Raw genomic sequence first — 23,755 nt, forward strand, 5'->3', positions numbered from 1 at the left:
GCGATCGCGCTGATCGCCCTCATGCTCTTCTCCGCGGCCCTGGGCTCGGCCCTGGGATACCCGGAAGACGCCGACGGCTGGCCGGAGTTCGGCCCCGTCTCGGGCACCGCTCTCGACCTGCTCTCGATCGCGGTGGGCATACCCGTCCTGCTGCTGACCGTGCGCTGGATCGGCAGGCGCCCGGCCGGCACGGTCTCCTCCGTGACCGGGCGGCTGAGATGGCGCTGGCTGCTGCTGTGCGTGCTGACCGCCGTGCCGATCCTCGGCCTCGCGATGGCCGTCATGTTCCTGCTGCCCGCGGACGGCGAACCGGAGAGCCAGTGGGTGGGCTGGTCGGCCTTCGCGCGGGCCCTGGCCATGCTGGTGCTGCTCGTGCCGGTGCAGGCGGCCGCCGAGGAGTACGTGTTCCGCGGCTGGCTGACACAGACCGCCGGGGCGTTCCTGCGCTCGCCGTGGGCCGCCGTCCTGCCCCAGGCCGTCCTGTTCGCCGCCGCCCACGGCCTGGGCACCGTCTGGGGCTTCGCCGACCTGGTGATGTTCGCACTGGCCGCGGGCTGGCTCACCTGGCGGACGGGCGGACTCGAGGCGTCCATCGCCCTGCACACAGTCAACAACCTCTTCGCCTTCGGCGTCTCGGCCGCCGTCGTCGACGGGCTCGACAGCGACGAGACCGCTGCCGACGCGAGCTGGCAGCTGGTCGCGCTCGACGTGCTGGGCATCGTGCTGTACACGGCGGCCGTGGCGTGGTGGCTGCGCCGCCGCCGACTGGACCGCACGGCCCCGGCCCCGCAGCCCGTGGCGCAGCCCCGGCCTTCGTCATGGCGTACCCGTACGCCGCCGCCACGCCGTCCACGTGGCCGGGCCACCCGGCAACGCCGTCCACGTGGCCGGGCCACCCGACAGCCGGCGCCCCCGTGCCGCCGCCCTGGACCGAGCCGGCGGCCGGCGCCCCCGCGCCGCCGCCCTGGTCCGGTCAGCCGGCGGCCGGTACGGCTGGTGCCGCGCCGTGGGTGGGTCAGGCCGGCTCGGCCTCGGCTGTTCCGGCGCCGGGTACGGTCTTTCCGCCCGCGTCCCCGGCCGCCGGAGGAGACGGCGCGGACCGCAGGTGAGGGCGGCCTCGGCGGTGTGGCTGCCGTGCGGGGCGTCGAGCGTCGCGAAGTCGTGGGTGAGGCCCTGCTTCCGCCGGTCAGCCGACCCGCGCGGCGATGGTCCGCGCACACACCAGGGACTCGGTGCGGGTGGTGTCCACCTCCAGGTCGTACGACACCCCTGCGTGCACCGCGTCCGCCTGGGCCGCCGCCATGCCCCGGGCCCGGTCGCCCCGGGCGATCTCCCGTGCCGCGGCGACCTCCGCGTCACACCGGACGCCGACCCACAGCACGGCCAGCCCGGACAGGGCCTTGCGCCACCGCTCCTGGGAGGCCGTGCCGCCGAGGAAGACGTCGTCCACGACGACCCGGGCGCCCGCGCGGGCCGTCGCCGCGACACCCGCCATCCAGGCTGCCTCCAGCGCCCGGAAGCCCGCCCCGATGCGCACCCCGCCGTCCGGGGCGAACTCGATCCCGCCGTCCGCCCCGCGCAGCGCCGGCGGCAGCGCGTCCACGAACGCGTCGATCCCGAACGCCAGCCAGGGGTCGGGCAGTACGGCCTGCAGACACCGCACGATCCCGGACTTGCCCGCGCTGGAACCGCCGTTGAGAAGGATCACCTGAGTCGTCACCGGGCCACGGTAACGACGGGAACGGCGGAACCGCGACCGGCGGGACGGCACGCCGGAGGGCCGGCTCGGTGTGCCGCACGCCCGGCTGGTGGAAGATCTCCCCAGTGGCCCCCGCAGGCCCCCCACTTCAGGAAGTTGAGGTCATGACCGACAAGCTCACCGTGAGCGTCCTGGGCACCGGCATCATGGGCGCCGCGATGGCCCGCAATCTCGTGCGGGCCGGACACACCGTCCGCGCCTGGAACCGCACCCGTGCCAAGGCCGATCCGCTCGCCGCCGACGGCGCCCGCGTCGCCGGTACGCCCGCCGAGGCCGTCGAGGGCGCCGACGTCGTCCTGACCATGCTCCACGACGGCCCGGTCACCCTGGACGTCATGCGCGAGGCCGCTCCCGCCCTGCGCTCCGGCGCCGCCTGGGCGCAGGCCGGCACCGCCGGTGTCGAGGCCGTCGGTGACCTGGCCGCGTTCGCCCGCGAGCACGGCCTGGTCTTCTTCGACGCGCCGGTGCTGGGCACCCGCGAACCCGCCGAGGCCGGCCGGCTCCTCGTCCTGGCCGCGGGGCCCGGCGAGCACCGGGCCGCCGTGACGCCGGTGTTCGACGCGGTCGGCACCCGTACCGTGTGGACCGGCGAGGACGGCGCGGCCGGTACCGCGACCCGGCTGAAGCTGGTCGCCAACAGCTGGGTCCTCGCGGCCACCGCCGCGACCGGCGAGGTACTGGCCCTGGCCAAGGCGCTCGGCGTGGACCCGCAGGGTTTCTTCGACGCGATCGAGGGCGGCCCGCTGGACATGGGGTACCTGCGGGCCAAGTCGAAGCTCATCCTCGACGGCCGGCTGACCCCCGCCCAGTTCGCGGTGGCCACGGCCGTCAAGGACGCCGGGCTCATCGTCCGGGCGGGCGAGGAGCACGGCGTGCGTCTGGACGTGGCCGCCGCCAGCGCCGCACGCCTGGAGCGCGCCGCCGCACAGGGCCACGCCCAGGAGGACATGGCCGCGGCCTACTTCGCCAGCTTCGACACCGACGACCGGCCGCCGGCCTGAGGGAGGACCCGTACCCTCAGGCGGAGGTGTGCGGGCCTTCCGTCGTCTCCGCCGGCGAGTCCCCTGCCGGTTCCGCTGGCGAGGCCCCTGCCGATTCCCCCGGCACGGTGTAGAAGACGGACGAGCCCTGCTTGGTGCGCTGGGCGCCGTTCCTGGCCACGAGATTCTCCAGAGTGGTGCGTACGACCTTGGTCTGGATGCCGCGTTCGGGATGCGCCCGCACCAGCGCCTCGGTGACCTCGGCGGCGGAGCGCGGTTCCCTCTGCTCCTCCAGGTGCCGGCGGACGAGTTCGACCAGCGTGGGCTGAGCCGGCTCGGAAGTCGCCTTCCTGGCCGTCGCCTTGCCGGCCGTCGGCTTCCTGGCCGCCGCCTTCTTCACCTCTGTCTTTTTCGCCTCTGCCTTCTTCGCCGCCGGCTTCTTGGCGTCGGCGCGCCGCGTACCGCCGCTCTTCTTCCGGGGGGAGGGGACGACCACCCCACCGGCCGGTGCGGTGATGCCGAGTGCCTGCCGCATGCTGAGCAGGATGGCGTGGTCGTGCTGCAGGGTGGTCAACTGCTCCTGCAGCGCGGCGATTTCCGCCGAGATGCGCTCCTGCTCCTTGAGATTGTGTTCGAGGTCGTTGGTCACCTGGCTGACGTACTGAGAGGTCAGCTCGGTGACAGGCCCAGCGCTTTCCGGCATCTTTCCCTCCGCTCCTGACGGTGCGACACCAGGATGATACGGGCGGGTCGACCTGTTTTCACCGTTGTCGCAGTCACCGGCAGGGTGAGTGTGGCCGGCCGATGTAGGCGGCCCGGATGTGGTTGCCGAAGTTCGAGGGCTCGACGGTGACGCCGGTGTTCCGGCCCGCCTCGCGGCCGTCGACGGCGGACGCGTCCGCGGCCGTCCTGCCGGAGGTCTCGTCGAAGCGGTGCCAGGCGGCGAACTCCGGCGGCGGGGACGGGGGTTCAAGGTATCGAAAGCTGTGCGACATGCTGTGCGGAGGTCTACGGTAAAGGACTGGCTTCTGATGTCAATGGCGCAGGGGAGTACGATCCCTGCCCATGGCCGTGCCCGGAACCGGCGGACTCCCCGGTCCGGACGCCTCACCCGCACCGCCTCCCTGACGGCGGCGGGCCTGCTGCTGCTCGCCGGCGGGGAGGACTCGCTGGGCGCACCTCCGCCGCGCCCGACCGCACCGCCGGCCGTCACCGCGTGTCTGACCGGGTCCGGGGCCCTGATCGCCGACGTGAACAACGACGGCCACCCGGACCGGATCACCGACCCGTCCCACCGCGGCGCCCTGCTGGCCGTCACCTTCGGCGTCGGCTCGCCCCGCGAAGCGACCGTCTCCGCCCGGGGGCTGGCCGACCGCCCCGGGCGCCGGCAGGCGTACGTGAGCGCCGCCGTGGCGGACTTCGACCGGGACGGCTGGAGCGATCTGGTCGTCGTGGCGGGCGCGGAACAGGCCGGCGACGACCCGGTCCCGCCCCGCGTGGCCGAGCTGAGGTTCGGCCCCTTCTCCGTCACCGGCCGCAGCCGGCGGACCGTCCACCTCGGCCTGGGCGCCACGAAGGACATCGCCGTGGCCGACTACAACCACGACCGCTATCCCGACCTGGCGGCCTACACCTACTCCGGCGACGGCACCTACGAGACCCAGGCCCGCCTCGGCGCCCCCCGCACCGGCCTCGCACCCGACAACCGCGCCTACACCACGGACGCCCCGGGCACCGGATACGACCCCCCGGCCACCCTCTCCGACTCCGGCCTGACACCGTTCTACCCCGCGTGCGGGGCACGGCGGCCGACCGGATGACACCTCACGTGAGACGGCCGTATCCCGGGGCATCCACGTTCCACGTCCCGGGCAGCTCGCCGCCGCAGAAGACGCAGACGAACTCGCCCTCGCGCACGATGCCGCGCTCCTGGCAGGCGGGGCAGCGCCGGAACACCACCGCGTGGGTGAAGCCGCCCGGATGCGCCAGGCCCGCCCGCTCCAGGGCCTCCGCGACCGCGGGCCACGAGGTGACGTCCGGGCAGTAACCGGTGGAGTGGTTGCTGACGTCGGTCACCGTCCAGCGCCCGGCACAGCGGGCGAACGAGATCTCACCGGCGCTCCGCACCGGGTGTCCACCGGCACAGGCCACATGCTCGCTTCGGCGCGGAGCCAGCCGCAGCGCGCCGTCCGTCCCGACCACGTAGGTGAACGGCTCGTCGAGTTCGGCCGCCGGTCGTGCCGCGGCCCAGACCTCGAAGTCGGCTGCGGACCCGATGCGGCCGACGTCGGGGCCGGGATCCGCGCCGGGTCTCAGCTCGGCCGGTCCCAGGTACCGGTAGACCCGGTGCCGCGCGCTCACCCGAGGACGAGCGGGAGTTTCGCGGCCAGTTCGCCCAGTTCGGCCTGCTCGGTGCTGGTCGGGGACCGGCGGCCGGTGCCGATGCGCAGGGTGTCCTGGTCGGACCAGGAGGCGGGGAAGGAGGCTCCGGCGATCTCCTCCAGCAGGGCGCGGGACCGGGCGAGGCTCTCGGCGGGGGGTTCCGGCGCGCCAGGGAGGTGGGCGATCAGGTCCAGGTGGTGCAGGGTCCACTCCAGGACGTACGCGAAGAGGTAGTCGCCCACGGTGAGGACCATGTCCTGCGTGCTGACCCGCTGCTCCGGGTCGGCCAGTTCCGCCGCGCGCCCGGCGGCGGAACCGACGTCGTCCAGGTGGAACTTCAGCAGCTCCGGGTCCTCGTAGGCGGCGGCCAGCCGGACGGTGAGCGCGTCCAGCGGGTCGTCACCGGACGGCGGTGTGCCGGTGACGTTCCAGTACGTCACCGCGTTGCGCGTCGGCTCCGCCGTGGCCGGCGTCACGAGGGTGATCAGCACGTCCTGGGCGTCGATGACCAGATGGCACACCAGGTCCCGGACCAGCCAGCCGGTACAGCCCGACGGCCGCGCGAAGTCCTCGTCGGGGAGTTCGGCGACCGCCGTACGCAGGGCCGTCCACGAGCGCGAGAAGAGATCCACGGCCGCAAAGTAGCAGCGCCGGGCCGGTCCTTCGAGCGAATTCCCGCCGGCCCGGGGCGGGCCGCCGCGCTCACCGTCAGGAGGCCGCGAGGGCGACGCCGAAGCCGATGAGCACGACACCGGTGGCCCGCCCGAGGGCCCGGCGGACGCGGGGCCGCTCCAGCACCGGGCCGGCCTTGGACAGCAGGAGCACATAGCCGCTCAGCCACACGGCGGTCAGCGTGGCGTGCAGCAGCACGAGGAGCGCCATGGCCCACGCGGCGGGCAGCCGGGCGGGGGCGAGGGCGGGCAGCAGCCCGGTGTAGAAGACGGCGATCTTCGGGTTGAGGAGGTTGCTGACCAGGCCGGTCCGCCAGGGCGCGCCGCCGGCCGGACGGGTCTCGCCGCGGGCGGCCGGTCCCGGCTGGTCGCGGTGCTGCTGCCACAGCGCCTGCCCGCCCAGGAAGACCAGGTAGCCGGCCCCGAGCAGCCGGACGGTCAGGTGCGCCGCGGGCGAAGCGGCCAGTACGGCCGCCAGTCCGGCCACGGCCAGCGCGCCCCACACCAGCAGTCCGGCGGCGATCCCGCCGGCCGTCCGCAGGGCGTCACCGGCTCCGGCCGTGACGGCGCGCCGGGTCACGATCGCCATGTCCGGGCCGGGGGCGATGGTGAGCAGGCCGAGTACGGCGACGGCGGGCGCGAACTCGGTCAGCATGGCGCGGCCACGGAGGCGGGGGAGTAGGTCGGCAACGCGGGTGTCCTCCGAACTGTTCGGTGAGCAGGGTGTTCAGCGGCGTGGTGCGGGGAAGTGCGGGTTGGCGGCGTTGCCCTCGGTGCTCAGCAGGACGACCACCGAGCCGGGCCCGAGCCCCAGCAGTTCGCGGCGCTCCGCGGCGCCTTCGCCGGCGAGTGCGGCGCGGACCCCGGCGAGCGCGGCGGCACCACAGGGCCCCGAGGAGACGCCCAGCCCGGCGAGGTCCGCCGCCGCGCGGCTGCTGTCGGCGTCGGTGACGGCGACCGCCGCGTCCAGCCCGGCGCGCAGCACGGGCCAGGCCGTACGGGACAGCGTCCCGCAGTTCAGCCCGGCCATGACGGTCTCCCCGGTGGTGACACCGACCGGGACGCCCTGGGTGAGGCTCGCCAGGAGGCAGGCGGCGGAGTCCGGTTCGACCGACAGCAGGGCCGTGGCCGGTGTCGTCGTACGGCTGCGGTAGTGGGTGACGACGGCCTGCGCCAGCGACCCGACCCCCACCGGGACGGCCACCAGCCCCGGCGCCGCGGCGCCGGCGGCGGCCAACTGCTCGTCGATCTCGGCGCACAGGGTGGAGTAGCCCTGGACGATCCAGCCCGGGATCGTCTCGTACCCCTCCCACGCGGTGTCCTGGAGCAGCACCGTGTCCGGCGCGCCGGCCGCCTCCTCCGCCCGGCGCACGGCCTCCTCGTACGGGCCCGGGACCCGGGTCACCGCCGCACCCTCGGCGGCGATGGCGGCCACGGCGTCCGGATGGAGCCCGTCCGGGACGAAGACATGCGCGCGCCGGCCGTACAGCCGGGCCAGCCGGGCCACGGCCCGGCCGTGGTTGCCGTCCGTGGCGCAGACCAGGGTGACCTGCCCCCGCGCACGCGCCGCCAGCACCCGGTGCACCGCCCAGGAGGCGCCCAGCACCTTGAAGGCGGGCAGACCCAGGCGCGCCGACTCGTCCTTGACGAAGACGCGGCCCACCTCCAACTCATCGGCGAGCGCGGGAAGTTCCCTCAGCGGAGTGGGGGCGTAGGCGGGCAGGGAGGCGTGGAACCCCCGCACCTCGGCAGGGGCCGGCGCACAGCGCCAGGACCGGGCGGCCGGCCGTACGAACCACGGCGGCGCCCCGGCGGACAACGAAGTCTTCTCTCGCATCCCCTCAGCCTGCCGCTCCCCCTTTCGCTCGGTCCAGCGAATGTCTTCGACCTATATTCGTCAGGAAAGCCGATGAGTGGGGCCCGGCGAGGGGACGTGGACGGCGATGTACGACCTGCACCGACTGCGCCTGCTGCGCGAGCTCAAACACCGCGGCACCCTCGCCGCCGTGGCCGCCGCCCTGTCGTACAGCCCCTCCTCCGTCTCCCAGCAGCTCTCCCAGCTGGAGGCGGAGGTCGGCGTTCCGCTGCTGGAACCGGTCGGCCGGCGGGTACGGCTGACCGCCCAGGCCGAGATCCTCGTCGGACACGCCGAGGCCGTGCTGGAACGGCTGGAACGGGCCGAGGCGGACATCGCGACCTCCCTGACCGAACTGACCGGCACCCTGCGCATCGCCTCGTTCCAGACAGCCGCCCTCGCTCTGGTGCCGCCCGCGCTGAGTCTGCTGCGCGAGCGCCACCCCGGCCTGCGCGTCCACGTCACCCAGATGCCCCCCGAAGCCGCCCTGCCCGCGCTCCAGGCCCGCGACTTCGACCTGGTCATCGCCGAGGAGTACCCCGGCAACCCCAACCCCCGGCCGCCGGGCGTCGAGGAGGAGGACCTGCTGGACGACCCCCTCCGCCTCGCCCTGCCCGGACCGGTCCGCGCGGCGGAGACGGCCGGCCCCACGGCGTCCCTGCGCGCCCTCGCCGGCCACGCCTGGGCCATGGAGCCCGAGGGGACCGCCGCGCGGCACTGGGCCATGACCCTGTGCCGCACCGCCGGCTTCGAGCCGGACGTACGGTTCGAGACCACCGACCTGTTGCTCCAGCTCCGCTTCGTCCAACAGGGCCATGCCGCCGCCCTGTTGCCTGACCTCGTCTGGAACGGGCAGCCTCCGACGGTCGCCCTGCGACCGCTGCCCCGCGGCCGGCACACCCGCCGCGTCTTCACCGCCGTACGCCAGGGCCGCAGCCGGCACCCGGCCGTCCGGGCATGCCGCCAGGCGCTGCACCGCGCCGCGTCCGGGCCGGCCTGAACGGCCGTCATGACCGTCAGCCGTCAAGGCGATGCCATTTGAGCCGCCCGGCGCGCCCGACAGCCCTCCCGGTGTACGGCATGCCCGCAGTCGGCGGCGGCCATGTCACATCCTGGCGCCCCGTCCCGTCGTAGGAGGTGAGGCAGCGACTACGGACCCGATGCCCCACGCCGATCCGAGGAGGAACGCATGGCGACAGCGCAGGCGGAACGCAACAAGGCGACCTTCGGTCGTCTGCACGACGCCGTCAATACCGGCGACCTGGAGACCGTCTCGCAGACGATCGACGAGACGGTCGCGCCGGACGTGCGGTTCCACGCGCCGGTACCGATGGGCATGACGGGCGTGCAGGCGCTCAAACACGTGTGGGAGGTGCTGCTGCGCGCGTTCCCCGACCTGCGCGTCACGACGGAGGACACCGTGGCCGAAGGGGACAAGCTCGTCCTCCGCAACACGGTCACGGGCACCCACCGGGGGGAGTACCGGGGCCTGCCGCCCACCGGGAAGCCCGTCCGGTACGGCGAGATCTTCATCGTCCGCTTCGCTGACGACCGCGTCGCCGAGATCTGGGGTGTCGTGGACGTCCTGGCCCAGCTGCGGCAGCTGGGCGTGGCGCCGGACCTTCAGCCCTGACGCTCTGCTGAGTTCATGATGATGAACTCCGCTCACGTGGGTGTACACGGTCGGAGGAGCTGTGCGAAGCTCAGCCGACTTCTCTTGTCCGAGGCGGAGTTGTAGGGCGACCATGAGCGTTTCCCGGCGTGCGCTGGTGGCCACGGCGGCCGGTGCGGCGGCCGTAGGAGCCTCCGCGGTGCCGGCCGCGGGGGCCGCGGACCGGCAGGCATCGGGGACGACCCTGCGGACGCTCGGGGCGGCGGCGGACCACGCCGTCGAGAAGGGGACTGGGTGGGCGGGTTCTGGCCCGGAACCTCGCCCCCCGTCAGTACGACACGACCACCCACGACCTCGGATTCCTCTTCACCCCCTCGTGGGTCACCGCCTGGCGGCTGACCGGCGACGACATGTGGCGGACCGGCGCGGTACGGGCGGCCGACTCCCTGATCCGGCGGTACAACCCCCGCGGCAGGTTGAACACGCGAAGACCGCGCAGCGCGTCTTTCCCCGCCCGGACGGATCCACCGCGCACGTCTTCGACTTCGACCCGGACACCGGCGCACCCATCGGCCCGAACACGGTGCAGGGCTACAGCCCGGCCTCCTGCTGGTCGCGCGGACAGGCCTGGGGGATCTACGGCTTCACACCATGTACCGGCGCACCGGGAACACGGAGTTCCGGGACACCGCGCGCAAACTGGCCGACTTCGCCATCGGGGCGCTGGGCCCGGACCACGTCCCGGTGTGGGACTACCGCGCGCCGCAGCAGCCGTACGACATCAAGGACGCCTCCGCCGGCGCCATCATGGCCTGCGGTCTGCTCGACCTGCACGCGGCGACGGGCGGACACACCTACCGCGAGGTGGCGCTGCGCCTGCTCACCGCGCTCGCGGACACCTGCCTGACGAGGAACTCGGCCCGCGTCGACGCGGCCGTGGCCCGCTGCACCCGCAACCGCCCGGCCGAGGACGGGATCGAGATCTCGCTGCCCTACGCCGACTACTACCTGCTCGAAGGCATCCTGCGCGTGCTCCGTCCGGAGGACGTCGACCGGGCCATCGACCTGTCACAGCCGACCTGACGCCGCACACCGTTGCCCACTGCTGCCCTTCCCACTGGTCACGGGCGGTTTCCCGGGGGCGGAGGCGACGGGCGACGGGAAACCCGTCGACTCCGGGCCGCCGCGGCGGCACCGTGAAGTCGTCAACACCAGGCACGACCTGCGATGACCACGCAGGAGAACCGCAAGGGGGAACCATGCGCAAGATGATTCGCGGTGCCGCCGCGTTCGCGACCGCCACCGCGGCGGTGCTGGCGATGAGCGGCGCGGCCCACGCCGCGCCGGCGGCCGACCCCTGGGCCGGCTGCCCGGACGGCGCGGTCTGCGTGTACCCGCAGAACCAGGACCCGGCCCAGTCGCCGAGCCTGGTCTTCTACAGCTACGGCCCGCACAACCTCCGCAACCAGGTCGGCCGGCACTGGGTCCTCAACAACCAGTACGGCGGCGCCACGGCGAGCCTGTGCACGGGCTACAACGGCACCGGCTGCGGGGCGCCCATCGCCGAGGGGACGGGCGTGTACGCCGACCTGACGCCGATCAACTCCATCACCCTCAACCGGCCGTAGCCGAAAGGCCGGAGGGGTCCACAGACCCCCGGCCCGCCGTACCCCACCACGGCCGGCCGAGGGGGCATCACGGGGGAAGCTTCCGGAACCGCGACCGCGGTTCCGGAAGCTTGTTTTCGGCCACTGTGCACGCATGGCTGGGCCACCTGTCCCACCCCGGCAGTAACCTGGGCTCCCGCCGTCTCACGGCCTGGGCACGCTTGCCATGGGGGACCCTTGGGGGAGCCGCGACAGGGAGCCGGCAACGGCAACCGGAACGAGAACGACGGGGACCGGGCGGTGCCGACCACACCGTCCTTCCCCGCACACCTACGACGACTGAGGCAGCAGCGCGGTCTGTCACTCGCCGACCTGGCCCGGCAGACCCACTACAGCAAGGGGTATCTGAGCAAGATCGAGACCGGCGCGAAGCGCCCGACCGTCGACGTGGCCCGCCGCTGCGACCGGATCCTGCGCGCGGACGGCGAGTTGCTGGCCCTGGTCGCACCACCGCGCCCGGCACGGCCCGCCGACGGCAACGATGTCACCGGGTCCGCCTGTCCCTACCCGGGCCTGTCGGCGTTCACCACCGAGGACGCCGGCCGCTTCTTCGGCCGGGAGCGGGCCACGGCCGCCCTCGTGGAACGGGTCTTCGGCAGAGTCGGCAAGGGACCGCTGCTGCTCGTCGCCCCCTCCGGCGCGGGCAAGTCGTCCCTGCTCAACGCCGGTCTGGTGCCCGCCCTGCGGCGCCCCGGCGGCTTCCCGATGGCCGGTGCCGACCGCTGGCCCGTCGTCACCCTCACCCCCACCGCGCACCCGCTGGAGGAGCTGCTGGAACGCGCCGCCAAGGTGCTCGGCGGCGACCTGGACCTCACCGCCGCCCGGCTGGCCGAGCGGCCCGAGGCACTCCTGCGCGCCGTACGGACCCGCGCGGACACACCCCCGGCCGGGCGCCGGCCACCACCACCGCCCCGGCTCGTCCTGCTGGTCGACCAGTTCGAGGAACTGTTCACCCTCTGCGCCGACGACAGCGAACGGCGCACCTTCGCCCGCGTGCTGTGCGCGCTGGCCGCACCCGCACCGTCAGCGGCCCACGATCCCGCGGTGGTCGTCCTCGGCGTACGCGCCGACTTCTCCGGCCGCTGCCTCGACCTGCCCGAACTCGCCCCGGTCTTCACCGACGGCCTCCACGTCCTGCCCCCGATGACCACGGCGGAGCTGATCGAGTCCATCACCCGCCCCGCCGAACTCGCCGGCGTCACCCTCGAACCCGGCCTCGTCCCACTGCTGTTGCGGGACGCCGGACTGACCGGCGAACCCGGTGAAGCCGGTGAACCCGGCAGGCGGGGCGTGCCCTCCGGTGCGCTGCCCCTGGTCTCCCACGCGCTGCTGGCCACCTGGCGCCACCGCGAGGCGGACACGCTCACCGTCGCCGGGTACGAGACCACCGGCGGCATCCAGGGCGCCGTGGCACGCACCGCCGAGGACGCCTTCGCCCAGCTGTATCCCGCCGAGCAGCAGACCATCCGGCGCATCCTGTCCCGGCTCGTGCAGGTCTCCGACGGCGCCGGCGCCACCCGGCGCCGGGTCCGCCGTACCGACCTCATGGCCCGGCCGTCCGACGCGGCGGGCGCCGACACCGCGCTCGACGTGTTCGTCCGCGCGCGGCTCATCACCGTCGACAGCGACAGCGTGGAGATCACGCACGAGGCCCTGCTGCACAGCTGGCCCCGGCTGCGGGACTGGATCAGCGCCGACCGGGCCGGCCTGCTCGTCCGCCAGCAGCTCGGCCACGCCGCGGCAGCGTGGGAACGCGAGGGCCGCGACCCGTCGGCGCTCTACCGCGGCACCCGGCTGGACACCGTACGCTCCTGCGCGGCGGACACGGACGGACTCGGCCCGCTGGGCCCCGTGGAGGAGGCGTTCCTGCGCGCCAGCCAGGCGGAGGAGGAGGCCCGGCAGCGTCAGATCCGGCGTCAGACCCGGCTGCGGCAGGCGATGACGGCCACCCTCGTCGTCCTGCTCGGCTGCGCCCTGGCCGCCGGCGGCCTCGCGTACCGGCAGCGCGCCGACGCGCTCGCCCAGGAGCGCCTCGCCCGCTCCCAGGCCCTCGCCGTCCGCTCCACCCTGCTGGCCGGGGGCCGCCCGGAGGCCTCGATGCTGCTCGCCGCCGAGGCCTACCGCACCCAGCCCACCGCCACGACCCGCGGCGCCCTGCTGAGCACCCAGGCCGAGCCCTTCGCGGCCCGGCTCGGCGGCCACCGCGGACCGGTCAACGCGGTCGCCTTCGCCCCCGGCGGCCACCTGCTGGCCACCGCCGGCTCGGACGGCACCGTCCGGCTGCGGCGCCTGACCGACCACCGGACGACCGCGACGCTCACCGTCCCCGGCCGGATCCGTGCCCTCGCCTTCAGCCCGGACGGCCGTACCCTCGCGGTCACGTCGACCGACGGACCGGTACGGCTGTGGTCCCCGGCCCGCCCGTCCCGCACCACCCTCGTGCCGGACACCGGAGCGGCCCGCGCGGTCGCCTTCGCCCCGCGCGGGCACACCCTCGCCGTCGCCGCCGCCGACGGAACCGTCCAGCTCTGGGACACCGCCCGCGTCCCCCGGCGGGTGGCCCGCCTCAGCGGCCACTCCGGCGAGGTCGACGCGCTCGCGTTCGCCCCGGACGGCCGCACGCTCGCCTCCGCCGGCACGGACCGGACCGTACGGCTGTGGGACCCCGGCCGGGCCCGGCAACTGGCCGTCCTGCGCGGTCACACCGACGCGGTGCTCGGCCTGGCGTTCGCCCCCGACGGCCACGGCCTGGCCAGCGGGGGAGTGGACCGGACCGTACGGCTGTGGGACGTCGGCCGCCGCCGGGTCACCGCGACCCTCACCGGACACAGCGACGACGTCAACGCCGTCGCCTACACCCGCGACGGCACCACCGTGATCAGCGCGAGCGGGGACGGCACGACCCGGCTGTGGGACGTCCGCGGCGGACGGCTCGTCACCACCCTCAGCGGCCACACCGACTATGTGATGTCCGTGGCGGTCGACACCACCGGCACGCTGCTCGCCACCGGCGGGTTCGACCAGTCCGTGGTCCTGTGGGACCTGCGCGGACGGACACTCGCCGCCCGCCCGTTCACGGAGGTCTCCGCCGTCGCCTACCGGCCCGACGGACGGCAGCTGGCCACCGCGGACGCCGACCACACCGTACGGCTGTGGGACCCCGACCCGGCCCGGCGGCGCGGCACCCCCACGACCCTGGCCGGACAGCGCGGCAGCGTCACCACCGTGGCCTTCGCCCCGGACGGGCACACGCTCGCCGCGGCCGGATCCGACGGCACGGTGGTGCTCTGGGACACCGCGGCCCGCCGCCCGCGCACCGTGCTGCACGGCCACCGCGGAGCCGTGTTCGCCGTGGCGTTCGCGCCCGACGGCCGCACCCTCGCCTCCGCGGGCGCCGACCGCACCGTCCGCCTCTGGGACGTCCCCGGCCGCCGCCCGCTCGCCGTCCTCACCGGCCACACCGACTACGTCAACGGCGTCGCCTTCAGCCCCGACGGGCGGCAACTCGCCAGCGTCGGCGACGACCTGACGGTCCGCCTGTGGGACGCCCGAACCCACCGTCCGCTGGCCACGCTGACCGGCCACACCGGTGCCGTGCGGGGCGTCGCCTTCAGCCCCGACGGCCGCACCCTGGCCAGTTCGGGCAACGACGGCACCGTACGGCTGTGGGACGCGGCCCGGCACCGGCTCCTCGGCTCGCTGACCGGCCACACCGGCTCGGTGCGCGGCCTGGCGTTCTCCCCGGACGGCCGGCTGCTCGCCAGCAGCGGCAACGACCGTACGGTACGGCTGTGGGACGTGCCCGGACGGCGGCTGTGGGCCACGCTCTCCGGGCACGTCAACGCGGTGTGGGGCGTGGCCTTCGCCCCCGACGGGCGGACGGTGGCGAGCAGCAGCAACGACGGCACCGTACGGCTGTGGAACCTGGACACCGGGACCCGGCTGGCGGAGATCTGCCGCCTGGACCGGGACACGGACCCGGCGACCCGCCGAGCCCTGCTGCCCGGCGAGCCCGCCCCCGGCCCCTCCGCGTGCCCGCGGCACTGACCGACCACCCTGCTCGGACGGGGGTTTCCCGAACGTTTCCCGTTGCCCGTCGAAGAAGGCCCGCACATCGCTGTCGACCGGCCCGCCGTACGCGGGAAAGCTGTGCACCGACCACACCAGAGAAGGAAACGGGGGTCCCGGCATGCTCCGGCGGACCGGCGCCATCGGCGCGCTCATCGCCCTGCTGACAGCAGTCTTCCTCACCCGGCCGGCGCTCGCCGCCGACCGGCTCCCCGGGCCGGCGGACGACGCCTGCCGTGTCCTCGCCCCGGGCGCCACGGCCGCGGCCGAACGGGCCGTCGACACCGCCTGCGCACAGGTCGCTGCGGGCGTCTGGTACACCTGGGGCGGCGGCCACGGCGCCCAGCCCGGCCCCACCTACGGCACGGTGGACCCGACCGACCCGGCCAGCGAACACGACCCCGAACGCCGCGGTTTCGACTGCTCGGGCCTCGTCCGCTACGCCTACGCCCAGGCCACCGGCGCCGACATCCTCAACGGGGACGCGAGCGCCCAGTACTACACCCACCGCACCGCCGCCCGCTTCACCGCGGCCGAGGGCCTCGCCCCGCTGCGCCCCGGGGACCTGCTCGCCTACGGCACCTCGGCGGACCTGCACCACATCGCGCTCTACCTCGGCGCCGGCAAGATGGTGGAGGCCCGGCAGTCCGGCACCAGGCTGATGGTCAGTGACGTCCGCCTCGGCGGCGACTACTTCGGTGCCGTCCGCGTCAACACCGGCACCGTCGAGGGCCCCGTCTTCCGCACCTGGGGCACCGGTGTGTGGACCAAGGCCCAGCCCTCCACCCGGGCCGCCCGCGTCTACGCCTTCCCCGGCCCCACGACGATCCGCGTCGCCTGCCAGAAGCACGCCGAACCCGTCACCGCCGAGGGCTACACCAACGACGCCTGGTCCTACCTGCCCGACTACCGTGCCTGGGTCACCAACATCTACATCCAGGGCCCGGCCTGGCTGGACGGCGTACCGACCTGCACCACCTGAGCGGCCGGGCCCCGCGGAGGGGTTCAGGTGCTCGTGAGGACGACGAGCTGCCGGGTCGCCCGGGTCATCGCGACATAGCGGTCCACCGCTCCCTCCACGCCCTCGCCGAACCCCTGCGGATCGACCAGGACGACCAGGTCGAATTCCAGGCCCTTCGCCAGCTCCGGGGTCAGCGAGCGCACCCGGGACGTCGACCGGAACGCGGGGTCGCCGATGACACAGGCGATCCCGTCGGCGTGTGCGGCGAGCCAGGTGTCGAGGAACGGGCGCAGGTCCGACACGGGCCCGTGGACGACGGGGACGCCGCCGCTGCGGATGGACACCGGCACGTTGGCGTCCGGGAGCACCGCCCGGATGACCGGCTCGGCCTCCGCCATGATCTCCTCCGGCGTCCGGTAGTTGATGCTCAGGGAGGCCAGTTCGATCCGGTCGAAGCCGACCCGTTCGAGCCGTTCCCGCCAGGACTCGGCGAAGCCGTGCCTGGCCTGGGCGCGGTCCCCGACGATGGTGAAGCTCCGGGACGGGCAGCGCAGCAGCAGCATCTGCCACTCCGCGTCGGTCAGTTCCTGTGCCTCGTCCACGACGACGTGCGCGAACGGGCCGGCCAGCCGGTCCGGGTCTACGGCGGCCAGTTCCGACTCGTCCACCAGGCTGACCTCGGCGTCCTCACCGCGCAACATCCTCACCAGGCCCTCGCCGTCGTCACCGTCGGCACCGGAGGAGGCCACCGCCTCGATCAGGTTGTCGACCACCTGCGCCATGCGCTCGCGCTGCGCGGCGAGGACGGCCTCCTGCCGACGCCTGCGCCGGGCCGTCTCCGGATCGCCGAGCCGCTGCCGCGCCGCGTCCAGCAGGGGCAGGTCGGACACCGTCCAGGCCTGGGCGTCCGCGCGCTGCAGCCGCCGGACCTCCTCGCGGCTCAGCCAGGGAGCGCACATCCGCAGGTAGGCGGGCACCGACCACAGGTCCGCGACGAGATCGGCCGCCTCCAGCAGCGGCCACGCCCGGTCGAACGCGGTGCGCAGTTCCCGGTTCTGCCGCAGCGACCTGCGCAGCAGCTCGGGCGAGGCGCCGCCGTCGACGTCGCCGTCCTGCTTGTCCACCAGGATCGTCAGCAGCTCCTCCCAGACCTGGTCGCGGGCCTCGTTGTGCGCGGTGCCGGGCTCCGCCGCGTCGAACGCCACGGCCCAGTCGCCGGGGCTCAGCCAGACGTCGGACCAGTGGGTGCTGACCGTCATGCCCTCGGCCGGCGGCTCCTCGTAGAACCGCACGGCCTTCTCGATCGCCTTCACCATGTCCGCCGACGACTTCAGACGGGCCACCTCCGGATCGCTCTCGGCCACCGCACCCGCTCCCTCCGCGACGAGGTCCCGCAGGGTGCAGGTCTGCACGCCCTCCTCGCCGAGGCTGGGCAGGACGTCGGAGACGTAGGCCAGGTACGGCCGGTGCGGGCCGACGAACAGGACGCCGCCCCGGCGGTGACCCACCCGGGGGTCGGAGTGGAGGAGATAGGCGGAGCGGTGCAGGGCGACGACCGTCTTTCCCGTGCCCGGGCCGCCGTCGACCACGAGGGCGCCGCGGGAGCCCGCCCGGATGACGGCGTCCTGGTCGGCCTGGATGGTGCCGAGCACGTCCCGCATCCGCGGCGAGCGGGTGCCGCCCAGGCTGGCGATGAAGGCGGACTGGTCGTCCAGCGCGGCATGTCCGGCCAGCCCGTCCGGTGTGAACACCTCGTCCCAGTAGTCGCTGATCCGGCCGTCGGTCCAGCGGTACCTGCGGCGGCTCACCAGCCCCATCGGGTTGGCGTGGGTGGCCCCGAAGAACGGTTCGGCCGCGGGGGAGCGCCAGTCCACCAGGAGCCGGCGGCCCGCGCTGTCCGTGAGGCCGAGCCGTCCGACGTACACGGGTGCGGAGCCGTCCGCGCCGACCATCCGGCCGAGGCACAGGTCCAGGCCGAACCGGCGCAGGGTGCGCAGGCGGGCGGTCAGGCGGTGGATCTCCGCGTCCCGGTCCATCGCGTGCCGGCCCAGGCCACCGGGCGCCCTGCGCTCGGCGTCCAGGCGTTCGGTGAGTTCGGCGATCGTCTGCTCGAGGCACTCCGCGACGGCCGCGAAGTGCTTCTCGTCGCCGGCGATCAGGGCCGGGTCGGCCTTGGCGGCGAGGCGCTCGGGAAGGTCGAAGGCGCCGGTGGTCAGGGGCTGTGTCATATCAGGGGGCTCCGTGGTGAGGCCGCTTGCGACCATGCGCGCGGCAAGGCGTCCGGACGGCTGCGACGAACGTGGCGGTCTCAGCTGTGCGCGTCGAGCAGCAGCCGCGCCGCCACCGCCGCTCCGTCGGTGCGGACCCGGCCCGCCAGGGCGCCGGCCCGGGCGCGGGTCTCGGGGGCGAGGGCCGTTCCGAGTGCGGCGGACAGGGAGTCGAAGGCCGGCGTGGGACCGTCGTGCGCCGCGCCGATCCCCAGCTCGGCCACCCGGCCGGCCCAGTACGGCTGGTCCGCCAGCTGGGGGACCACCACCTGGGGCGCGCCGGCCCGGGCGGCCGTCGTCGTGGTGCCCGCGCCGCCGTGGTGCACGACGGCGGCCACCCGGCGGAACAGCGCCTGCTGGTTGACCTCGCCGATGACGCAGCAGTCGTCCTGGCCGTCGACCGGCGACAGGTCGGCCCAGCCGCGGGCCAGGACCACCCGCCGGCCCTGCGCGCGGACCGCCTCGACGGCGACCTGGGCGACATCCGGTGACGCGTGCAGGGGCATGCTGCCGAAACCCACGTACACCGGCGGCGCGCCGGCGTCCAGGAACGCCGACAGCTCGGCGGGCAGCGGGCGTGCGTCGGGCAGGATCCACGCGCCGGTCTGGACGACGTCGAGGTCCGGCCGCGGGTACAGCGGGTCCAGGACGGGGTCCGTCGCCACCCACGGCCGGTCGCCGACGACGTAGTCACGGACGTCGTCCACCGGCGGCAGGCCGAGCGCCGCCCGGTTCGTGTCGAGCGCCTCGCCGAACAGGGCGTTGACGTGCTGGGCGTCCAGGTCCCACAGCACCTGGTGGTCCGTCACCTCCGGCGGCAGCGGCCGGCCCGGATAGGCCAGCGGCCGGTGGTGCGGCGACGGCACGGTGAGCTGCTGGAAGGTCACGGACACGGCGCGGACGCCGAGCCTCTCGGCCACCGACAGCGCCCCGGCCGCGGCGGGCAGCGGACCGGTCGCCACCAGCACGTCGCAGCCCTCGGCCGCCGCGGGGAGCGCCTCCAGCTGACCGGCGATCAGGTGTGCCGCGCGCTGCGGCAGGGACGAGGGCGCCGGTGCGGCCTTCGTCAGAGCGCGCGCCGACGGGCCGACCGGTATCAGCGGCACACCGGCATCGGCCAGCCGCCGCGCGAAGTCCTCGTCCGGCGGCGCGCACACCCGCACCTCCGCGCCGCGTTCCCGCAACCGCGCCGCGAGTCCGGCCATCGGCTCGACGTCCCCGCGCGAACCATACGTCGACAAAAGCACACGCACTGAGTGAATCTCCCATTTCTGCAGCTTCCTGGCCTGGGCCGGCAATTCTGCGGTACGACGGGGGCCTTGCCGCAAGCCCCCCAGTGCGCTATAAGTTGAGAGTGGCAAGGAGTGGGTGACTCCTTGCCTTTGTTCTTGTCGCCTCTGAGGTGCCGGACCCTCGGTCGTCGGCGATTCTGTAAAGGTGCGGGGTGTCCCAGGGGTCAGGCTGCCGGCGGCCTACGCCGTCTCCGGCCGGCGTGCGCTGCGCGTGACGCTGGTCGCGGCGGCCGGCTTCTACGCCTTCCGCTACGGCCTCGACCGCCCCGTGGCGGCGACGTACGCCCTGTTCACCGTGGTGGCCCTGGGCGGACTGTCCAGGATCCCCGGCACCGGCCGGCAGCGCGCCGCGTTCATGGCGCGCCTGCTGCCGGTGTGCTGGGCACTGGTGGTCGTCGGCACGTGTCTGTCGGTGCGGACGTGGAGCGCCGTCCTCGGCATGCTGGTGGTCGGCTTCACACTGGCCTTCTCCGCCGTGGGCGGACCCCGTCCGGCGGGGGCGGCGCCGGGCCTGCAGCTCCTCTACATCCTGCCGTCCTTCCCGCCGTACGATCCCGGCTCGCTCGGTGACCGGCTGCTCGGTACGACCACGGGTGTGGCCCTGTTCGTCGCGGCCGAGGCGCTGCTCTTCCCCGAGCCCGCACCGCTGTCGTACCGGGAGCGGGCCGCCCGCGCGGCCCTGGTCGCCGAGGGCTGCGCGGCGCGGCTCGCCGCGACCCGCGGCGCCCTGACCGGCACGGACGTCCGGGCGGCCCAGGAGGCCGGCCAGGCGCTGCGCCCGCTCGGCGTGCCGGAGGCGGAGCGCCCCGCGGGGCCCGGGGTGCGTGAGCGCGCCCTCACCCACACCGGGCTGGCCGTCCGCACCCTGCTCGGCAGACTCGCCCAGCTGCCCGCCGCACGGGACGACGAGACGGCGTCCGAGGTGACCGCCGTCCTGCGCACGGTGGCCCGGCTCGCCGCGGCCACCGCGGCCTGTCTGCGCGCGGGGACGTTCCCCGTCGCCGTGCAGCAGGAGCTGATCACGGCACGCGCCCACCTGTCCGCCGTGTCCGCCGGCCCTCCGTCCGCCGGCGCCCGCCCCCCGCCCGACGTCCTGCGCCGCCACGCCGCCGTGCTGGAGATCGCCGACGCGGCGCTGGCGATGGGCGCGGCGGCCGATCTGGCGGTGCGCGGCCGGCACGCCTCGGTGCCGCTGCCGCCCGGCCGCTTCTGGTACGCCACGACCCCGGCACCGCTGCTGTGGTGGCACCGGGCGCGCGGCCACGCCGGACGCCGGTCGGTGTTCTTCCAGAACGCGGTGCGCATGGCCCTGGCCCTGACGGCCGTCCGGTTGGTGGCCGGGGTGGACACGCTGCCGCACGGGTTCTGGGCGATGCTGGCGACGCTCACCCTCACCCGGACCACCCTGGGCGAGACCTGGAGCACCATCCGCCTGGCGCTCGCGGGCACCCTGGCCGGGGCGCTGGTCAGCGCCGGAGTGCTGATCCTGGTGGGGTCCGACACCGCCGTGTACGCCGTCCTGCTGCCGGTGTGGATGCTGTGCGCCTTCACGGTGGGCCCGGTCCGGGGCGTCGGCTGGGCGCAGGGTCTGTTCACCGTGCTCGTCGCGCTGGTCTTCGCGCAGCTGGCGCAGCCGACGTGGCGGCTGGCGGAGGTCAGGGTGCTGGACGTGCTGGTCGGCAGCGCGATCGGCGCCGTCTTCGGGGTGCTGGCCTGGCCCCGGGGCGCCCATGACGAACTACGTCACGCGGCGGCGGAACTCCTGCGCCGGGCCGCGGAGATCGTCGTGGCGACCAGCGCCTCGGTCGCGGGCGGCGCGACACCGGCCGCGCCGTCGGGGGTGCCCGGCCACCGGTCCCTGCAGCGGGCCGTCGTCCTCGCGGAGTCCGCGTACGCGCAGGTGCAGAGCGAACCGACGCCCTTCGGGGGCGGCGGGCGCGGGGCGGACCCGCGCGCGGTGGACTGGCAGGCGACGCTCATCGCCGGTCACCACACCCTGTGGGGCTCGGCCCGGCTGCTGGAGCCGCCGCTCACCGCGCTGAGTCCGGCGGCGGCCGAGTCGGCCGGCGCGCTGGGGGAGCGGGTGGCGGGACGGATGCTGCTGGTCTCGGCGGCACTGGACCCGGCGGACGACGCCCCGGCCGCGACGACACCCCTGACCGGCCCGGTCCTCGCCGGTTTCACCGCCGAGCCGCCCGGCGCCCCGCGGCGCTACTACGCGACCGTGGCCTGGCTGAACTCGCTCATGACCGACCTGACCCGGATCGCGCACGGCGCGTCGAGGAAACCATGACACCTACGTCGGCTTCCGCGCCCACGGACGGGCGGCCACGCGAGGCGTGGCCGCCCGTCACCACAGAACACGCTCTGGACATTACAGAGAGAACGCGCGCAGGCGCAGAGCGTGACGGGGCGCGCGTCCCGGGCGCGTGAAGCCCGGTGGTGTCGCCGTTCAGCTCGTGATCGCCCTTGACAGGGAGGCCAGTTGGTCCGTCCGCCGGGTTCATGTGCCGGGGCCCTGGTCCAGGAGCTTTCTGACCAGGAGGGCCTGGGCTTCGATCGTGGTGTTCTCGAACAGGTCCGGTACGGGGATCACGATGCCGAACTCCTGCTGCAGGCGCAGGCCGAGGCGCATGAGGCCGAGCGAGTAGCCGCCCAGGGTGAAGAAGCTGACGTTGGCCGGCGGGTCCGGGACCCTGAGGAAGGCGGACCAGAGTGCGGCGATCTTCTCCTCCTCGTGGCCCCTCGGCGCCCTGGGCGGGGGGCCCGGTTCGGGGGCCTCGGCTTCGGCCGTCATGCTGTGCCTCCTCGGAAGGCCGCGACGGGCAGTTCGTCCAGCGGTACCGCACCGCCGGTGGCGGCGATGGTCAGGACGTCGGTGAAGGAGCCGGCGAGGAGGTTCACCGTGTCCGGGCGGAAGACGCCGGCCTGTCCGGCGAGGTAACCGCGCAGACCCTGACCGGGCGTCTCGGCGAGTTCGGTCAGCAGGTCCATCTCCCCTGCCGACGGCGGCGGTTCGAGCACCTCGACGGTGGCACCGCCGGGAAGCCGCTGCGGGGCGAGCAACGGGACGCGCAGGGCGAACATGGCGGGCCCGAGACGGGTGTGGTCCCGGTCGCGCCGCCACGCCGCGCCGCGCACCATCCGCTCGTAGGGCAGGTCCTGGTGGTCGTACGCCTCCAGACAGGTCAGGCGTACTCGACGGAGCAGTTCGGGCAGCGTGGGGTTGCCGGACGCGTCGACGCGGATCGGCAGCGTGTTCACGAAGAAACCGACGGTCCGGGTGAGTTCCTCACGGGAACGGCCGGCCACCGGAACCGTGAGGACGAAGTCCTGCTGCCCGGTGAAGCGGGCCAGGGTGGCGGCGTACCCGGTGAGCAACAGCATGAACAGGCTGGCGCCGTGCCGGCGGGCGGTCTCGGTGAGCGCGACGGTGGTGGCCGGGCCGAGCCGCACGGCCGCCGACGGCGCGGAGGGGACACCGGGCGGGACGGAGTCCGGGACGGGATCGGGAGGCAGCCGCAGCGGGGACGCGCCGTCCAACTGCCGGCACCAGTAGGCGAGGTGCTCCTGGGCCGGTGCGGAGGTCAGCCACTCACGGTGCCAGACGGCGAAGTCCGCGTACTGCAGAGGAGGTTCGGGCAGCTCGGGGACGCGGCCGGCGGCCAGCTGGAGGTACAGCTCGGTGAGTTCCGACGTCATCAGGCGCATCGACCAGCCGTCGCTGACGATGTGGTGGACGGCCAGACCGAGCACGTGGTCCCCCGGCCCGATCCGGGTGACGGACGCCCGCAGCAAGGGCCCCTGCGACAGGTCGAACGGGCGGGCGGCGAACCGCTGGAAGTCCGCCCGGATCCGGTCGGCCGCCGTGCCCGCGCCGCCGCCGAGGTCGTACGCGGCGAGGTCGACCGGTTCCGCCTGCCGGATCACCTGGCTCAGCTCGCCCGAGGGGTCCATGCGGAACACCGTCCGCAACGCTTCGTGCCGCTCGACCAGCAGGTCCAGGGAACGGCGGAGGGCATCGGGATCGACGTGTCCCCGGATGCGGACCATACCGGCGATGACGTACGGCGAGGCGTCCCGGAGCATGTGATGGATCAGCCACATCCACTCCTGGCCGGGCGAGGCAGGCAGGACGTACAGATCTCGGGGCATCCGGTTCCTCTGCACTGGGGTACGGCGACTCCTCCCCCATTGTGATCAGCCGACGGCGCTCTCCCAGTCGGGAACCTCCCCGACAG

The 23,755-nt window shown here is 74.5% G+C and carries 20 protein-coding genes and 1 pseudogene; 10 read left to right on the forward strand and 11 right to left on the reverse strand.

Going from position 1 to position 23,755, the window contains the following annotated elements; translation table 11 throughout:
* Positions 1 to 357 precede the first annotated feature (357 nt).
* Positions 358 to 561, forward strand: a pseudogene (locus ACZ4U1_RS17500) (CPBP family glutamic-type intramembrane protease); the annotation flags it as partial.
* A 625-nt stretch (positions 562 to 1,186) separates the two neighbouring features.
* Here the strand turns inward: ACZ4U1_RS17500 and cpt are convergent.
* Complete coding sequence (cpt, locus tag ACZ4U1_RS17505) at positions 1,187 to 1,720, reverse strand: chloramphenicol phosphotransferase CPT (RefSeq protein WP_467904075.1); 534 nt, start codon at positions 1,718 to 1,720, stop codon at positions 1,187 to 1,189.
* Positions 1,721 to 1,863: 143 nt separating this feature from the next.
* On the opposite strand from cpt, the gene ACZ4U1_RS17510 reads away from it, so the two are divergent.
* Positions 1,864 to 2,760: an NAD(P)-dependent oxidoreductase gene (locus ACZ4U1_RS17510; protein WP_467904076.1), complete on the forward strand. Its 897-nt coding sequence runs from the start codon at positions 1,864 to 1,866 to the stop codon at positions 2,758 to 2,760.
* Positions 2,761 to 2,776: 16 nt separating this feature from the next.
* Here the strand turns inward: ACZ4U1_RS17510 and ACZ4U1_RS17515 are convergent, their stop codons facing one another.
* Both ACZ4U1_RS17515 and ACZ4U1_RS17520 read right to left on the reverse strand, forming a co-directional pair.
* The gene (locus ACZ4U1_RS17515) at positions 2,777 to 3,442 is read right to left on the reverse strand and encodes a hypothetical protein (protein ID WP_467904078.1); all 666 of its coding nucleotides are present in this window, start codon (positions 3,440 to 3,442) and stop codon (positions 2,777 to 2,779) included.
* Between the two features lie 73 nt (positions 3,443 to 3,515).
* Complete coding sequence (locus ACZ4U1_RS17520) at positions 3,516 to 3,734, reverse strand: hypothetical protein (protein ID WP_467904079.1); 219 nt, start codon at positions 3,732 to 3,734, stop codon at positions 3,516 to 3,518.
* 36 nt (positions 3,735 to 3,770) lie between these two features.
* On the opposite strand from ACZ4U1_RS17520, the gene ACZ4U1_RS17525 reads away from it, so the two are divergent.
* Complete coding sequence (locus tag ACZ4U1_RS17525) at positions 3,771 to 4,559, forward strand: FG-GAP repeat domain-containing protein (protein ID WP_467904081.1); 789 nt, start codon at positions 3,771 to 3,773, stop codon at positions 4,557 to 4,559.
* Positions 4,560 to 4,563: 4 nt separating this feature from the next.
* Here ACZ4U1_RS17525 and ACZ4U1_RS17530 read toward each other — a convergent pair whose 3' ends face one another.
* From ACZ4U1_RS17530 to ACZ4U1_RS17545, 4 genes are all read right to left on the reverse strand, one after another.
* Positions 4,564 to 5,100 carry a hypothetical protein gene (locus tag ACZ4U1_RS17530; RefSeq protein WP_467904083.1) on the reverse strand — a complete coding sequence of 179 codons (537 nt, stop codon included), beginning with the start codon at positions 5,098 to 5,100 and terminating at the stop codon, positions 4,564 to 4,566.
* Positions 5,097 to 5,753, reverse strand: a complete 657-nt coding sequence (locus ACZ4U1_RS17535) for a maleylpyruvate isomerase N-terminal domain-containing protein (protein WP_467904084.1) — start codon at positions 5,751 to 5,753, stop codon at positions 5,097 to 5,099. The genes ACZ4U1_RS17530 and ACZ4U1_RS17535 overlap by 4 nt, the downstream gene beginning before the upstream one ends.
* A 76-nt stretch (positions 5,754 to 5,829) precedes the next feature.
* Positions 5,830 to 6,447 carry a LysE family translocator gene (locus ACZ4U1_RS17540; protein WP_467904086.1) on the reverse strand — a complete coding sequence of 206 codons (618 nt, stop codon included), beginning with the start codon at positions 6,445 to 6,447 and terminating at the stop codon, positions 5,830 to 5,832.
* 72 nt (positions 6,448 to 6,519) lie between these two features.
* Positions 6,520 to 7,629 carry a pyridoxal-phosphate dependent enzyme gene (locus ACZ4U1_RS17545; protein ID WP_467904087.1) on the reverse strand — a complete coding sequence of 370 codons (1,110 nt, stop codon included), beginning with the start codon at positions 7,627 to 7,629 and terminating at the stop codon, positions 6,520 to 6,522.
* 106 nt (positions 7,630 to 7,735) lie between these two features.
* Here ACZ4U1_RS17545 and ACZ4U1_RS17550 point away from each other — a divergent pair, with 106 nt between their 5' ends.
* The 6 genes from ACZ4U1_RS17550 to ACZ4U1_RS17575 all read left to right on the forward strand — a co-directional run bounded on the left by ACZ4U1_RS17550 (position 7,736) and on the right by ACZ4U1_RS17575 (position 15,976).
* The gene (locus tag ACZ4U1_RS17550; protein ID WP_467904088.1) at positions 7,736 to 8,647 is read left to right on the forward strand and encodes a LysR family transcriptional regulator; all 912 of its coding nucleotides are present in this window, start codon (positions 7,736 to 7,738) and stop codon (positions 8,645 to 8,647) included.
* A 189-nt stretch (positions 8,648 to 8,836) separates the two neighbouring features.
* On the forward strand, positions 8,837 to 9,280 hold the full coding sequence (locus tag ACZ4U1_RS17555) for an ester cyclase (protein WP_467904090.1): 444 nt from the start codon (positions 8,837 to 8,839) through the stop codon (positions 9,278 to 9,280).
* 630 nt (positions 9,281 to 9,910) lie between these two features.
* Entirely contained in the window at positions 9,911 to 10,342 is a 432-nt protein-coding gene (locus ACZ4U1_RS17560) for a hypothetical protein (protein ID WP_467904091.1), read from the forward strand.
* Between the two features lie 176 nt (positions 10,343 to 10,518).
* On the forward strand, positions 10,519 to 10,887 hold the full coding sequence (locus ACZ4U1_RS17565) for a hypothetical protein (protein ID WP_467904093.1): 369 nt from the start codon (positions 10,519 to 10,521) through the stop codon (positions 10,885 to 10,887).
* Positions 10,888 to 11,103: 216 nt separating this feature from the next.
* A complete protein-coding gene (locus ACZ4U1_RS17570) occupies positions 11,104 to 14,973 on the forward strand; it encodes an nSTAND1 domain-containing NTPase (protein ID WP_467904095.1) in 3,870 nt (1,289 codons plus the stop codon).
* Positions 14,974 to 15,115: 142 nt separating this feature from the next.
* A complete protein-coding gene (locus tag ACZ4U1_RS17575; RefSeq protein ID WP_467904097.1) occupies positions 15,116 to 15,976 on the forward strand; it encodes a C40 family peptidase in 861 nt (286 codons plus the stop codon).
* Between the two features lie 23 nt (positions 15,977 to 15,999).
* On the opposite strand, the gene helR is transcribed toward ACZ4U1_RS17575, so the two are convergent.
* Both helR and ACZ4U1_RS17585 read right to left on the reverse strand, forming a co-directional pair.
* Positions 16,000 to 18,183 (reverse strand): RNA polymerase recycling motor ATPase HelR, encoded by a 2,184-nt coding sequence (gene helR, locus ACZ4U1_RS17580; protein ID WP_467904099.1) that lies wholly within the window; start codon positions 18,181 to 18,183, stop codon positions 16,000 to 16,002.
* 80 nt (positions 18,184 to 18,263) lie between these two features.
* Complete coding sequence (locus ACZ4U1_RS17585) at positions 18,264 to 19,427, reverse strand: glycosyltransferase (RefSeq protein WP_467904100.1); 1,164 nt, start codon at positions 19,425 to 19,427, stop codon at positions 18,264 to 18,266.
* Positions 19,428 to 19,659: 232 nt separating this feature from the next.
* Between ACZ4U1_RS17585 and ACZ4U1_RS17590 the strand changes: the two genes are divergently transcribed.
* Entirely contained in the window at positions 19,660 to 21,807 is a 2,148-nt protein-coding gene (locus tag ACZ4U1_RS17590; protein ID WP_467904102.1) for an FUSC family protein, read from the forward strand.
* 210 nt (positions 21,808 to 22,017) lie between these two features.
* Here ACZ4U1_RS17590 and ACZ4U1_RS17595 read toward each other — a convergent pair whose 3' ends face one another.
* Together ACZ4U1_RS17595 and ACZ4U1_RS17600 are read right to left on the reverse strand one after the other, a co-directional pair.
* On the reverse strand, positions 22,018 to 22,311 hold the full coding sequence (locus tag ACZ4U1_RS17595) for a phosphopantetheine-binding protein (RefSeq protein WP_467904105.1): 294 nt from the start codon (positions 22,309 to 22,311) through the stop codon (positions 22,018 to 22,020).
* Positions 22,308 to 23,669 (reverse strand): condensation domain-containing protein, encoded by a 1,362-nt coding sequence (locus ACZ4U1_RS17600; RefSeq protein ID WP_467904107.1) that lies wholly within the window; start codon positions 23,667 to 23,669, stop codon positions 22,308 to 22,310. The genes ACZ4U1_RS17595 and ACZ4U1_RS17600 overlap by 4 nt, the downstream gene beginning before the upstream one ends.
* Between the last annotated feature and the right edge of the window lie 86 nt (positions 23,670 to 23,755).

This window comes from Streptomyces sp. NPDC028928, from assembly GCF_055564915.1.

Excerpts from the sequence above, each read along its gene's own strand:
- ACZ4U1_RS17585 (WP_467904100.1), bottom strand. The coding sequence starts at position 19,427 with ATGGCCGGACTCGCGGCGCGGTTGCGGGAACGCGGCGCGGAGGTGCGG.
- ACZ4U1_RS17565 (WP_467904093.1), top strand. The coding sequence starts at position 10,519 with ATGCGCAAGATGATTCGCGGTGCCGCCGCGTTCGCGACCGCCACCGCG.
- ACZ4U1_RS17540 (WP_467904086.1), bottom strand. The coding sequence starts at position 6,447 with ATGCTGACCGAGTTCGCGCCCGCCGTCGCCGTACTCGGCCTGCTCACC.
- ACZ4U1_RS17515 (WP_467904078.1), bottom strand. The coding sequence starts at position 3,442 with ATGCCGGAAAGCGCTGGGCCTGTCACCGAGCTGACCTCTCAGTACGTC.
- ACZ4U1_RS17510 (WP_467904076.1), top strand. The coding sequence starts at position 1,864 with ATGACCGACAAGCTCACCGTGAGCGTCCTGGGCACCGGCATCATGGGC.
- ACZ4U1_RS17575 (WP_467904097.1), top strand. The coding sequence starts at position 15,116 with ATGCTCCGGCGGACCGGCGCCATCGGCGCGCTCATCGCCCTGCTGACA.
- ACZ4U1_RS17560 (WP_467904091.1), top strand. The coding sequence starts at position 9,911 with ATGTACCGGCGCACCGGGAACACGGAGTTCCGGGACACCGCGCGCAAA.
- helR (WP_467904099.1), bottom strand. The coding sequence starts at position 18,183 with ATGACACAGCCCCTGACCACCGGCGCCTTCGACCTTCCCGAGCGCCTC.
- ACZ4U1_RS17555 (WP_467904090.1), top strand. The coding sequence starts at position 8,837 with ATGGCGACAGCGCAGGCGGAACGCAACAAGGCGACCTTCGGTCGTCTG.
- ACZ4U1_RS17600 (WP_467904107.1), bottom strand. The coding sequence starts at position 23,669 with ATGCCCCGAGATCTGTACGTCCTGCCTGCCTCGCCCGGCCAGGAGTGG.
- ACZ4U1_RS17545 (WP_467904087.1), bottom strand. The coding sequence starts at position 7,629 with ATGCGAGAGAAGACTTCGTTGTCCGCCGGGGCGCCGCCGTGGTTCGTA.
- ACZ4U1_RS17520 (WP_467904079.1), bottom strand. The coding sequence starts at position 3,734 with ATGTCGCACAGCTTTCGATACCTTGAACCCCCGTCCCCGCCGCCGGAG.
- ACZ4U1_RS17525 (WP_467904081.1), top strand. The coding sequence starts at position 3,771 with ATGTCAATGGCGCAGGGGAGTACGATCCCTGCCCATGGCCGTGCCCGG.
- ACZ4U1_RS17595 (WP_467904105.1), bottom strand. The coding sequence starts at position 22,311 with ATGACGGCCGAAGCCGAGGCCCCCGAACCGGGCCCCCCGCCCAGGGCG.
- ACZ4U1_RS17550 (WP_467904088.1), top strand. The coding sequence starts at position 7,736 with ATGTACGACCTGCACCGACTGCGCCTGCTGCGCGAGCTCAAACACCGC.